This window comes from Streptomyces sp. NPDC015661 (genome assembly GCF_043077765.1).
GTDB lineage: Bacteria > Actinomycetota > Actinomycetes > Streptomycetales > Streptomycetaceae > Streptomyces.
The window spans coordinates 1-12,109 of the sequence record NZ_JBIBST010000020.1 but is presented as its reverse complement, the minus strand read 5'-3'; the positions used below and the strand labels follow the sequence as shown (position 1 = coordinate 12,109).

Below are 12,109 nucleotides of genomic sequence, written 5' to 3'. Positions count from 1 at the left end.
GGGGCGCGGCCCTTCCGTGCGTGGGCGCAGAGGTCGCCGGGGCCGTCGGAGTGGTGGTCGGCTGCATCCAGCAGCGCCGGACCGGCTGGGGGTTCACCGGCAAAAAGGCGCGCCCGAATGCGTCGTGGAGGCGTCGTCCGCGTCACCGCGATCGGTGCGCTCCTCGTGATGGCGGAGAGGGCGGGCGCAGGACGGGGCGCGCTGCTGTGCTGATTCCACGACAGCCAGGAAACTCGGGTCGGAGACATCCCGCACATCGGCCGACGGTACGTCAAACCAGCCAAGCACGGCTTGGTGACAACCCGCCTGCGCCAGCGAGATCCCGCATCGCTGGATCGACAACAACAACACCATCAGCGACCTGGTCCCCGGGATCAACCACGTCCTTCGCGCCTACTACGCGCTCGCCTTCGACTGCCCCTCACTGATCACCAGGGATCCCGACCACCTCACAGCCGCTGGGCCACAAAGCGATGTCGTCAGGCGTTTGATGCATCCGCGACGGGAAGCCGTTCCGTTCCGCCACCGAAAGGAAGGAAGACGGTACGGCTGGCGAGGAGCCAGACGCCGTCGATCTTGCGGAAGGTGTCTTCGTAGTGGCCGACGTTCGCCGGAAGCCGGGGCTCGATCATCCCGCCCGAGTATCCATCGACCCGGTATGTCGTCAGATACGAAACAGCCCGTGCTGTCGCGTCGGACTCCACTGTGACCAGGATGTTCGTCATCAGACGGCGTGACAACCTGTCCGTCGGCCGAGAGGCGAAGTAGGAGCGGAGGGCCTCTCGACCCTCGATGCGCCGGTTCCCGAAAGGCCAGTGCCAGACACCATCGGGCGTGAACAGCTCGGCCACCGAACTCGGGTCGCCGAGGTCAAGGCGGTGGATGAAGTCCACGATGATGCGCTCGCAGGACCGTTCCGCGAGCATCAGCTCGACCGAGGCCATGATCTTGTCGTCCATGCCCCTGTCTATCAGCCCGAACAGGCTTCAGAGCAACGGCTTTTCCGCACCATCACCGTCCGGGGAGAGCGCGCTCTTCGCTTCCGCTCCTCCCCCATTCGATTCGCCGGCGGACGAACGGAGGCGAAGTTCGGCCGTGGGGACTCCCGCGAACCGTCGACAGGGCCCGGCTATCCGGCGGCATCGCGTGCTTGGAGGAGGACCTGCCGCCGTATGCGGCGGAGCCGGCGCGCAAAGTTGTCAAGGTCCTGGAGGAAACGCAGCCAGCCACCACGTGATCGCGGGCACGCCCTTCTCGGCGGCGGTTACTCCTCAGCCTTCACGGCCTTATGCGCGCTGTCATCGAACGGCTCGACACCGGCGTTCAGGCGCAGCGGGCAGGGAGCGCACACCGTAGGGAAGCAGTCCTGGGTCAGCGCTTCGTGCGGACGGCGCCGGCGCTCTGCGACCAGCGCCACCGCACTCCCAGCGCGGCCGGCCGAGCGGCGCCGCCGATCTCGACCTCCCTGCCCCGCGAGGCCCTCACCTAACATGCCCAACAACCCTCCCGACGAAAGGAACACCGTGGCCCAGCAGAGCGACGACAGCTCCGAAACCCTCAAGCCGGCGATCGGTTCGATGACGCTGCTCGTCGCGGCCGTCATCGTCCACGACAAGGCCTCCAATCGCGTCGTCCTCCTCCAGCGCAGCGAAAACGCCAAGTTCGCCCAGGGCCTGTGGGACCTCCCCGTCGGCAAGAGTGAACCGGGTGAGTCCATCACCGAGACCGCGGTCCGCGAGCTCTACGAGGAGACGGGGCTCACGGTGAAGCCCGAGTCTCTCAACGTCGCGCACATCATCCACGGCGCCGGCGCCTGGGGCGTGGAAGCCCCCAACGGCTTCCTTACCGTCGTCTTCGCAGCGGACGACTGGACCGGCGAACCCGTAAACCGCGAACCCCGTAAGCACTCCCAGGTCCGCTGGGTCGACGCCGACGCCATCCCCGAGACGTTTGTGCGGAGCACTGCCAGCGCCCTCCACCACTACCTGAATGACGGCTCGAAGGTAACGCTGAATGGCTGGTCGTCCCCATGAGTATCACGCTGCTCCACCTCCTACCCAGGGACCCCCGCTTTTCGCCTGCACCGGCGGCGAGTGAGGCTGCGCAGGCCCGGCTGCGACTGCTGGTTCCTGAGGCGTTGGGCGGTTACGACGTCTGGGACATGCCCGGCATCGCCTTCATTGATCCAGGGGAGAACTGGTGCGGCGTTCGGTGCCCCGCGTGCGGCTCCGACATCGAAGACTGGTGGGGCAACGCGATGGACACTGCAGCCCTTCCGGACGGCTATTTCGACGCACTTGCCGTGACGACGCCCTGTTGCTCTGCCCGGACGGACTTGAACGCCCTCGACTATGTCGAGGCTGCGGCCTTCGCCAGATACAGCCTCGTGACCACGGACCCGGAATGCGAGCTACCGCTACCGCCAGCCCGCGTTCGGGTGCTGGAGGACCTCCTGGGTACGGGCTTGCGACAGGTCATCGCCCGGTACTGACGCCAAGCGCCGGCTTCACCCGTAACCGTCCAGCGTCGGTCCGGTGAGGGGGAGGCTCCCTGCCACCGCCGGGGGTACGGGCGATCAGCCGCCACCAGGCAGGCCACCGTGGGGCGTTGATCGGGCTCATTCGCGCTCGGTGCGCCGGGACCCGTTTATCTTCTGTCAATCTCCCATGGACTCGGGCCGTCGACTCTCTCCATGCATCTCGATCGACCACGCATCGAATGGAGAATCCGTTGCGCAGACATGCGCTCACCCTGGCCTTGGCCGCCGCGACTCTGACCGCGGCCCTGCCGACCGCGTCGGCCTACGCCGGCAGCCCGGCGACGCCCACGCCCACCCCCACGCCGCGAGCCGCGGACGGTGGCGTCTCCAGGAACGCCACCGCCACCGACGCCCAGCAGCGGGCCTTCTGGGCCCAGCACGACGCCAAGGGCACACTCCGTCCGTTCAAGGGCGAACGGCGGGACTGGAAGCCGAACGCCACTCCCCCGAAAACCAAGGCACTCGGCGCCGGGCAGCCCGTGAAGGCGCCCGCGACCTCCCCCGCGGAGACGGGCAAGACCATGCTCACGCCCGGATCTCCCGGGGACACCCGGCTGCGGGCCACGACCGGCCGCATCCGCATGTCCTGGCCGGACGAGAACAACCCCGGCTGGTGGTTCGTCAATGTGTGCACCGGCAATGTGATCAGCAGCGACAACAAGGACATGGTCGCCACCGCACGGCACTGCATCATCGACGACGGCCGGGGCGGTATCAATCCCAAGGCCGTGTACGAGTTCTCTCCCGGCTACTACAAGGACGCCGGCGGCGAGCACGCCCCCTACGGGACGTGGACCTTCCGCAGCGTCGGTGTCGTCGGGAGTTTCTCGGCCGGCCGGCAGACGGACGACACCGCCTTCCTGGCACTCAACACCCAGAACGGCACTCACGTGCAGGATGCCGTCGGCTCCTCGGGCTACCAGTTCAACGCCGGCTCCCTGTCGGCTCAGGTCGTGTTCGCGGGGATCCCCGCCAACAGCAACCAGTTCCACACGTGCGTGAAGCAGCCCTACTGGGGTCCGGACAACCCGCCTCAGATCCTGGGCCTCGGTGGCCCCTGCACCGGCGACAGTGACCTCTCCGGTGGCGCGAGCGGCGGCCCCGTCCTCAACGGAGACACCTTCGACAGCGGCCCGACCCAGATCGGCAACTTCTCCGGGAGCTACGGCAACGACCCCGCCGGCGCAGCCTGGCGCGACGCCGCCTTCGCCGTCTTCGGCAACCTGCAGGGCGCCGATGGCCAGCCCGCGCACGACAAGGTCACGACCCTGACCAACTGGAACAACAACCTCGCCGACCTCTTCGCGTACCGGACCGACAACGGCGCCGCCGTCTACGGCTATCACGCGACCGGAACCGACAACCAGCAGTGGCATCTGTGGGACAAGGGCGGTGGCTACTTCCTCATCGAGAACCGCTACACCGAGCGCAGCGGATTCACCGGAGCCAATGCCCGGGTCCTGGACTACAACTCCGCCAACGGCACGGCCTGGTCGCACCAGGTGAACGGCAGCGGGAGCGACAACCAGCTCTGGCGATTCCGTGCCACCCCCAACCGTCCTGGTTGGTACAGCGTCCGCACCAAGCAGGGCGACCTGTGCCTGAGCGCCCCCACGGGTGAGGGCCAGCTGACGGTCTCCTCCTGCGCCACCGCGGACGGCCTCGACTCCATGCAGTGGAAGCTCCGGTAAAGCGCCTGTCTCTGCGTCCGGGCAGTGAGCGCGACGGAGGGCGGGAAGCGGATCCGCTCTTCCGGCCTCCATCGCGGTCGCTCGCACCCGACGGCCTACGAAGAGGGCCGTTGACCGGTTGTTGATCAACCGTCCATCGGCTGTCGGCCTACTACGAGTCGGCAATCAATTCACGGTCATGGAGGACCATCATGCTCAGGCGGACAGTTCGAGTGGTGGTCGGTGTGGCGGCGGCCTTGATGCTGGGCCTCGCCGTCACGCCGGCCTACGGAGTCACCGCGGTCGAAGCAAGCGGCCCGGTGACCGCCCAGGCCTGTAGTTCAAGTCCCCTCAGTTGTGTCTGACCGGCCGCGGTTCCGGTTTCGAGGACCGGCACGTGAGAGAACGGGCCGATGCACGACATCGTGACCCGTCGCCTTCGGCTGCGGCGGTTCAGCCGTGACGATGCGACGGCCCTCGCCCGCTACCGCTCTGATGCCTGTGTCGCCCGCTACCAGACCTGGCGCTCGCCGATCGATCAGGCGGAGGCAGAAGCGATCGTCGCCGGATACCTCACGGAGAGCCCCGACGGTCCCGGCTTCCTTCGAGCAGCGGGGGCGAGAGGAGCAGTACGTGGAGCGGCGTGGCATCCACGCCGACATCCTGCTGTTCACGATGTCGGCCGAGCAGCTGCGCCGCCCCTCATGAACCTGCCGGGAACCAACCGGGTTCCAGCGGCGACCACCGAGCGTGCTCACGCACGATCACCACAGGAGGACAGCATGGATCCAGCCCGCCCGGGAGACCGGATCGCGCCGATCGACGAGAGCGAGATCGGCATCGACGCCATGGACGCCATGGACACGCCGAGTCTGCCGGATGAGTCGGCCGACGCGGAGGAGCTCGAGGCATAGCCCTCGTCTCGTCCGCAGCGCCCTCCCGTCGAAGACCCGCGCCTTCGACGGGAGGGACTCGCCGACGCCCACGCCGCCGTGGCTCATCGCATGTGCGGAGGGAACGACCTTGGGGGCCGGTGCCTCGTACGGCAATGGGGTCGTGCGGTTCCGTCTGGACCCCCCGCGTACGGGCTCCCGTGGATCGGCATCACCTGCCGTTCGTCGTACTCCTGCAGTTCGAAGGATGCTCAAGGCACGGGATGACTGCGCCCTGAACGGTCGGCAGGTTGATCTCGGTGAGGAGGCGCGCACCCCGGCCGACGCCGGGCGGTTGCGCGTGCGCGGGCTCCGTGAGCGCGGCGGTGAGCAGGCCGCCCAAGGCGAGTGCGGGCAGGAGGCGGCAGAGGACGGCCCAGCCGCACCTGCCGATGGTGTGCTTCATGGATCCGCTCCGTTTCGTCGTGTGTCGTTGCGGGCTGTCCAAGGATCGGTGCGGGTTGCCGGGAAGGGCTCAACGTTCGATGAACGTCCCGGCCCCGGCGGTGCGGAACAAGCGACGGCGCAGGTCAGGGGGACGTTGGTCATGGATGGGATGGCGGAGGCACCGCGGGAGCGGCTGCAGGCACGATCGGGGCAGCTGGCGGTGCGACTCCTCGGACCGGTCGGCGCCCGGTGGGGCGAGGAGCGGATCGCACTCGGACCGCCGCAGCAGCAGGCGGTGTTCGCGATGCTGGTGCTGCGGCGTGGCCACGTCGTCGGGGTCGGCCAGTTGGTGGAAGGGGTGTGGGGATCGGCTGCCGCACCGCGCAGTGCTTCCTCGGCCGTCCGCACGTATGTCTCACAGCTGCGCGCGGCACTGGAGCCGGACCGGCCCGTGCGGTCCCGCAGCCGGCTGATCGTCACCACGGAGAGCGGCTATCGGTTCCCGACGCCAGCGGTTGTCGTGGACGCCGAGGTGTTCGCGCACGAGACCGCGGACCGGGGCGGGACCGCCGAGGCCGTGTACGAGCGGCTGACGCGTGCGGTCGGGCGCTGGCGGGGAGTCCCCCTGGCCGGAGTTCCGGGGCCCTGGGCGGAGCGCCGCCGCGAACAGCTGACCGAGTCTCTCGCGGCCGCGCGTGAGGACCTGTACGCCGCAGCCGTCGAACTGGGGCGTTACGGGGAGGTGGTCACCGAACTGCGCTCGATGGTCAGGGAGTTCCCGCTGCGGGAGCGCTCGCACGGGTTGCTGATGCTGGCTCTGCAGCGCACCGGGCGCCAGGTGGAGGCCGCTCGGGTGTTCGACGAGGTGTGCGACGTGCTGGCGCGGGAACTGGGGACCCAGCCGTCGGAGGAGTTGAGGGACCTGCATCGTGGACTCCGTACGGGACGAAAAGCGCGTTCCCTCGCGTGGCCCGGCGGCACCGGCGTCCGCGTGTTGCCCTCGTCCCGCGCGGCCGCCCCGGACGATCGCCGATCGGGAGCACCAACGGCGGGCGGCTCAGCAGTCCCGTCCCTCCCGATGCTCGGATCGGCCGGTGCCTTGTGCCACCAGCGGCAGCCGTCCGCAAGGGCTGGCACACGGCCCGGAGCGCCTGCGACCGTAGGCACCGCGCAGGGCGGCGCGAGGAGGACTGCCGCGGCACGGCTCCCCTCCGACATCGGATACTTCACCGGGCGCGGCCGGCTCATCGGCGAGATCAGGGATCACCTGCTCCAGGCCCGCCCCGGGCACAGCCCGGCAATGGCCGTCGCGACCCTCACCGGCATCGGCGGCGTCGGCAAGACCGCGCTCGCCGTCCACGTGGCGCACAGCTTGCGCGCGGCCTTTCCCGACGGGCAGCTGTACGTCGGCCTGCGTGCCGGCGCCACTCCCGCGGACCCGGCCGGAGTGCTCGCCGACCTCCTCTCGGTACTCGGCACGCCGCCCGAGCGGCTGCCGCTGGACCTGGAAGAGCGGGCCGCGCTGCTGCGCACCCTGCTCGCCGACCGCCGTGTGCTGCTGGTCCTGGACGATGCCCGGGACGCCGCCCAGGTTCGCCCCCTCCTGCCCGGAACGGCCGGCTCTGCCGTACTCATCACCACGCGGGCGCCTCATGTCGCGGTCCCCGGTTCCCTCTCCTTCGCCGTGGACGTCTTCGCCGAGGCAGAGGCGGTGACGTTGCTCGGCACCCTCGCGGGCACCGCACGAGTGGCCGCGGAGCCCGAGGCCGCCCAGGCCCTGGCCGACTCCTGCGGCCGTCTGCCGCTCGCCGTACGCATCGTCGGGGCGCGCCTCGCCGCCCTGCCGCGCCACGGCCTGCGCGCCTTCGGGGCGCGGCTGACCGACACCCGCACCCTGCTCGGCGAGCTGAGCCACGGCGACCACGCGGTGGAGTCCGCCTTCCAGCTCGGCTACCGGGCCCTTGCGCCCGATCAGGCCAGGGCGTTTCGTCTTCTGTCTCTCCTCGACGCCCCCGACGTGCCGCTGCCCGTCGCCGCCGCGCTGCTCGGCACCGAGGAGAACGCGGCCGAGGAGCTCGTGGAGGGCCTGGTCGACGCCGGAATGCTGGAGTCCCCTGCTCCGGGTCGCTATCGCCTGCACGACCTCCTCCGGCTCTACGGCCGACGCCGTGCCGAATCCACCGAGCGCTCCGAGGACCGGGCGGCGGCGCTGCGCCGGGTCCTCGCCCTCCTCTACGGCAGCGCGGTGCGGGTGGCACGGACCGCGCTGCCCGACAACGTCCCCTCGCCCCCCTGGTTCCATCCCGTGGACCATCCGGGCATCGCCTTCGAGGGCACCGAGCAGGCCCGTTCCTGGTTCCGTGCGGAGCACGCCGTACTGACCACTGCCGTGGAGCAGTCGCTGGCGTCGGTCCCCGACGCCCTGCGGACGGCCGTGGAACTGCTGACGCTGATCGCGGTCTGCAGCCTCTTTCCGAGCCGTGGTCACTACGAGGACGCCCGTCGGCTCGCCGGATCGGCCGCTCGGCGGGCGGCGGAGGCCGGCGAACCCGAGTACCGAGCGCGGGCGCTGCACACGCGGGCCTGGCTCTCATCCCTGGTGGGTGAGTACGCGGCGGCCGAGACGGACCTGCGCGAGGCGCTCGCCTGGGCGGAGGCGACCGGCAGTGCCCGGCGCCTTCACGTGTCGGGGGTGCTGCTGGCGCTCGTCCTGCGCGCCACGGGACGCGTCGGGGAGTCGGAGGCCGCGATGGCCGGGGCCGAGCGGTTCGCGGGCGATCCGGACGACCCGGCGAGCCCCGCCGGCTTCGCCCGCTTCGTGGCCCGCCTGCACGTCGCCGTGGGCGCGGACAAGCCACCGTCCGGGCTACGTCTGATGACACCGCTGATGCGCCGCGTGGACGCCCACGGGACCTCACTGGTCAAGGCACAGGGGGTGGTCCGCCTGGGGGCCGCGCTGAGCGGGCTCGCCCCGTCGGACGACTGATCGAGGACGGGAGCGAGGGACGGTACGGGAGCCGAAGGGCGGCAGGAGCGGGCGCCGGGTTCGAGCGACGGCGGCTCAATGGGTCACCCGATGTGACGAATCGACGATCGTCCGTGGCTGGGGTCGGGGCGGCACCGTACCGTGTGACTGCGACCAACGTGTACGACGAGGGCGGCCAGGAAGATGACGGGCACTCATGAGGGTGGCCTGCCCGTCGATCTCGCAGCAGAGCGCGCGGTGCTCGGGGCGATGATGCTGTCGAAGGACTCCATCGCGGACGTCGCCATGACTCTGGAACCCACTGACTTCTACGACCGAGGCCATCGACTGCTGTTCTCGGTCATCCTCGACCTCTTCGGCACCCAGAGCCCCGCTGACCCCACCATGGTCGAGGCCGAGTTGGAGAAGCGGGGGAAGCTGGACGCCGTCGGCTTCGGTACCGTCCGCGACCTGGTCCAGTCATCCCGTGCCCGCAAGGATCCCCACTCGGCCGCACAGCGGGTGAGGGACGCGGCTGCCCTCCGGGCAACTGTCGATGCGGCCCGCGAAGCCGAGCGTCTCGTGACAGCAGCGGACATCGACGACGCCGACGAGGTCCTGAACGCAGCGCACAGCGCCCTTTTCAAGGCCACCAGCCGCCGGCCCCCCTCCCCTGCGGCCATGCCGCTCGGCGAGCTGATGGAAGGCGCGCTCGACGAGATCGAAGCCATCGGCAGCCGGCCCGGAACGCTACCCGGCGTTCCCACCGGGTTCACGGCTCTCGATGCGCTGACCGGCGGTCTGATGCCTGGGCACCTCGTCGTCGTCGCCGGACGTCCCGCGATGGGAAAGTCCACCCTGGCAGTGGACTTCCTCCGCGCCGCCTCCATCAACCACGCCATCCCCAGTGCGCTGTTCAGCCTGCAGTCGACTCGCCACGAGATCGCCCAGCGGATCCTGTCCGCCGAGACCCGCGTGGCCCTCCATCAGATGCGTATAACGGCCACATGCGTGACGAGGATTGGCAGCGGCTCGCACGGCGGATGCCTGACGTCGCCGCGGCGCCCCTGTACATCCAGGACGCGGGGTCGGGAACGCTCCTCGACCTACGTGCTCAGTGCCGTCGACTTCGTATGCGCAACGGCGTCCGCCTGGTTGTCGTCGACACCCTGCAGAGCCTCGACTACGGCACCCGCCGCTTCGGCTCCCGCCATGAGGAGGTCTCCGAGATCGCCCGTGGCCTCAAGGCACTGGCCAAGGAACTTGAGATCACCGTCGTCGCCGTCTCCGATCTCACCCGCGGCCCCGAGCAGCGCACCGACAAGAAGCCCACTCTCAATGACCTGCGCGACTCCGGCACCCTGCAAGAGATGGCCGACCTTGTCCTCCTCCTTCACCGCGAGGACGCCTACGACAAGAACTCACCCCGGGCCGGCGAAGCCGACTTCATCGTCTCCAAGCACCGTCAAGGCCCTACCGCCACGATCACGGTGGCCTTCCAGGGCCGCTGCTCCCGGTTCGTCAACATGCTGCACTCCTGACGGCCTCTGCGATCTGCAGCGCGGCCTGTGCGGGCGTGAGGTGTGTGGTGTCGACGACTTCGGCCTCGGCGTGGAGCCACGTCCGGGTCGCCACGGTGTAGGGCTCAAGGTATTGGAGACGGAACGGGGAGTTGGGGCCGACAACAGTGTCGCCCGCGATGCGCCCGCGGAGGGTGTCCTGGTCGGCATGGAGGACGAAGTGCCGGACCGGAATGTCACCGTCGAACAGCGGCAGAAGCCCATGTCGATCGTCATCACGGCCGGGCAGTGGGGTGACTCCCCGCAGTTCGAGGTCGGCTTGAGCCGCGTGCGGGTGCCGCGGCTTGGGGTGGGCAGGCCTCGCACCCGGCCCAACCGCGTGCGCGCTGACAAGGCGTATGCCTCCCGGCAGAACCGCGCCCACCTACGGCGGCGCGGCATCCGCCGCACCATCCCGGACAAGGCTGACCAGGCGCGGAACCGAAGGAACACGCTCCCGTGGCGGTCGACCACCGAAGTTCGACCCGGAGGACTACAAGCCTCGGCACGCGGTCGAGTGCGGCGTCAATCGCCTCGAGAGGCACCGCGCTGTGGCCATGAGGTCGACAAGCTCGCGGCTCGCTACGAGGCGACGGTCCTCGTAGCAGCCGTCAACGAGTGGCTGTGACCTGCACATTCGATCAACGCCTAGTAGCGGTCCAGGCGGTGGGCGTACGGGGTCGGCAGGGACGGAGTGCCGCCTCCGGGAAACCAGGCCGCACAAAGGTCGAGGTACCGGTCGGGCAGCGCCACGCCCGCTGCATCGGCGTCACCGGTCGACCACTGGCCGAGAAGCAGCCGGACGAGCGCCGTGTCATCGGGGAACAGACCGCCGCGCCGCAGTGCTGCGAGCGCCGTGTCGTAACCCTGGTCCGGCCGCTGTCCAGCGGCCCGGCGGCGCAGCTCGGGCTCCAGCCTGCGTACCAGCGCCGACCGGTTCAGAACGGCCGCCATCATCCCACCGCTCGACCGAAACCCCCGCTGCTCCGTGCAGCCCATGTGGCGCGCCACACGGCCCACCAGGCTGTCGGCCGGCTCCCGGACCGTGAACTCGCTCAAGCGCCTCTGCCAGCACAGCCGGGCGAGGGCCGCGAGCAGCAGGGCTGCCGCAGCCGCGTGTTCGGCCACCAGCTCATCCACGACCACCGACCCCAAGGGGTCACCGTAGGCCCGACCCTCCAGCACGGCGTAGCCCGCCAGGGCGTCGTGGCTGCGCAGAACCAGGGTCTGCGACCCGGGCTTCCACGTGGCCTGGGGAACGAGCCGGTTCCAGCCGACATGCCGTTCATGGGTCCAGGGGCGTTGAGCGTGAGCGGTGTTGTACAGACGGACCATCGCCGGCAGATCCGCCGCCGAGCCGCTGCGGACACCCGGGACGGCAGCCGCCGGGTCGTTCCCGGTCGCGCGTTCGACGTTGCGCACGGGGACGACCAGAGCCCCCTCTGCCACAGCGCCGACGAAACCGAACTTCTCGTACACCCCTTCGACACCGTCGGACACGAACGCGACGTCCACCCGTTGTGCCATGCCGGCCAGCGCCTGGCGCAGGAGCCGGCCCATGTGTCCCCGCCGCCGGAACTCCGGCTCGGTCTGCACGCCGCCGATGCCCTCCGCGGCGACGGCCACCGCGCCGAAGCGGACGCGGAAGGAGACCGCCTCGAGTTCGGCGACCGGTGCGCCCGCGTCGGTGCGCAACCGGCACAAACGCGTCCGCAGACTGCGCACATCCTGGTCCGCGACTTCGGTGTAGCGGACGGCTGGCCCATGTTCCGACACGGATCCCCTCGGCCTTCCTGGTCGCACAGCATCGCGCGGCGCTGCGACATGCGCCGCGGAGCAAGCGAGACCTTTACCCACCCGCCGCCGCTGAAACCTGCCCCAGGCCGCGGCTCAGCTGGGCCCACCCGCAGCACCGCACACAGAAGCGAGGCCTCAGGATTCGTTGGGGTCCCACAGGCACCTCTAAGAGGTCCTAACAGAAGCTGTTGATCATGTGACTGTCGGCTCGGTTGCTCGTTGGTCCGTTCGTGGCGAAGAGGAACTCCCGGCCGTGGGTC

General features: G+C 69.8%; 10 protein-coding genes and 3 pseudogenes. 9 read left to right on the top strand and 4 right to left on the bottom strand.

Going from position 1 to position 12,109, the window contains the following annotated elements:
• Positions 1-479: 479 nt before the first annotated feature.
• Positions 480-959 carry a nuclear transport factor 2 family protein gene (locus tag ACF07V_RS36470; RefSeq protein WP_392160105.1) on the bottom strand — a complete coding sequence of 160 codons (480 nt, stop codon included), beginning with the start codon at positions 957-959 and terminating at the stop codon, positions 480-482.
• Between the two features lie 531 nt (positions 960-1,490).
• Here ACF07V_RS36470 and ACF07V_RS36465 point away from each other — a divergent pair.
• The 5 genes and pseudogenes from ACF07V_RS36465 to ACF07V_RS36445 all read left to right on the top strand — a co-directional run bounded on the left by ACF07V_RS36465 (position 1,491) and on the right by ACF07V_RS36445 (position 5,123).
• Positions 1,491-2,033, top strand: coding sequence for an NUDIX domain-containing protein (locus ACF07V_RS36465; RefSeq protein ID WP_392160103.1), 543 nt, complete (start codon positions 1,491-1,493; stop codon positions 2,031-2,033).
• A complete protein-coding gene (locus ACF07V_RS36460; RefSeq protein WP_392160102.1) occupies positions 2,030-2,491 on the top strand; it encodes a hypothetical protein in 462 nt (153 codons plus the stop codon). The genes ACF07V_RS36465 and ACF07V_RS36460 overlap by 4 nt, the downstream gene beginning before the upstream one ends.
• A 239-nt stretch (positions 2,492-2,730) precedes the next feature.
• Entirely contained in the window at positions 2,731-4,230 is a 1,500-nt protein-coding gene (locus tag ACF07V_RS36455) for a hypothetical protein (RefSeq protein WP_392160100.1), read from the top strand.
• Between the two features lie 392 nt (positions 4,231-4,622).
• Positions 4,623-4,802: pseudogene (locus tag ACF07V_RS36450) on the top strand (GNAT family N-acetyltransferase); the annotation flags it as partial.
• Positions 4,803-4,991: 189 nt separating this feature from the next.
• Positions 4,992-5,123: a hypothetical protein gene (locus tag ACF07V_RS36445; protein ID WP_392160246.1), complete on the top strand. Its 132-nt coding sequence runs from the start codon at positions 4,992-4,994 to the stop codon at positions 5,121-5,123.
• 190 nt (positions 5,124-5,313) lie between these two features.
• Here ACF07V_RS36445 and ACF07V_RS36440 read toward each other — a convergent pair whose 3' ends face one another.
• Positions 5,314-5,547, bottom strand: coding sequence for a hypothetical protein (locus tag ACF07V_RS36440; RefSeq protein WP_392160099.1), 234 nt, complete (start codon positions 5,545-5,547; stop codon positions 5,314-5,316).
• Between the two features lie 150 nt (positions 5,548-5,697).
• Between ACF07V_RS36440 and ACF07V_RS36435 the strand changes: the two genes are divergently transcribed.
• The 3 genes and pseudogenes from ACF07V_RS36435 to ACF07V_RS36425 all read left to right on the top strand — a co-directional run bounded on the left by ACF07V_RS36435 (position 5,698) and on the right by ACF07V_RS36425 (position 10,034).
• Complete coding sequence (locus tag ACF07V_RS36435) at positions 5,698-8,514, top strand: BTAD domain-containing putative transcriptional regulator (protein WP_392160097.1); 2,817 nt, start codon at positions 5,698-5,700, stop codon at positions 8,512-8,514.
• A 183-nt stretch (positions 8,515-8,697) separates the two neighbouring features.
• Positions 8,698-9,480 (top strand): annotated as a pseudogene (locus ACF07V_RS36430) (replicative DNA helicase); the annotation flags it as partial.
• 20 nt (positions 9,481-9,500) lie between these two features.
• On the top strand, positions 9,501-10,034 hold the full coding sequence (locus ACF07V_RS36425) for a DnaB-like helicase C-terminal domain-containing protein (protein WP_392160095.1): 534 nt from the start codon (positions 9,501-9,503) through the stop codon (positions 10,032-10,034).
• Here the strand turns inward: ACF07V_RS36425 and ACF07V_RS36420 are convergent.
• Positions 10,015-10,248: pseudogene (locus tag ACF07V_RS36420) on the bottom strand (ATP-binding protein); the annotation flags it as partial. The gene ACF07V_RS36425 and the pseudogene ACF07V_RS36420 sit on opposite strands and share 20 nt — an antisense overlap.
• On the opposite strand from ACF07V_RS36420, the gene ACF07V_RS36415 reads away from it, so the two are divergent.
• Positions 10,222-10,680: a hypothetical protein gene (locus tag ACF07V_RS36415; protein ID WP_392160244.1), complete on the top strand. Its 459-nt coding sequence runs from the start codon at positions 10,222-10,224 to the stop codon at positions 10,678-10,680. The pseudogene ACF07V_RS36420 and the gene ACF07V_RS36415 sit on opposite strands and share 27 nt — an antisense overlap.
• 20 nt (positions 10,681-10,700) lie before the next feature.
• Here the strand turns inward: ACF07V_RS36415 and ACF07V_RS36410 are convergent, their stop codons facing one another.
• Positions 10,701-11,828, bottom strand: coding sequence for a GNAT family N-acetyltransferase (locus ACF07V_RS36410; protein ID WP_392160093.1), 1,128 nt, complete (start codon positions 11,826-11,828; stop codon positions 10,701-10,703).
• Positions 11,829-12,109: the final 281 nt, after the last annotated feature.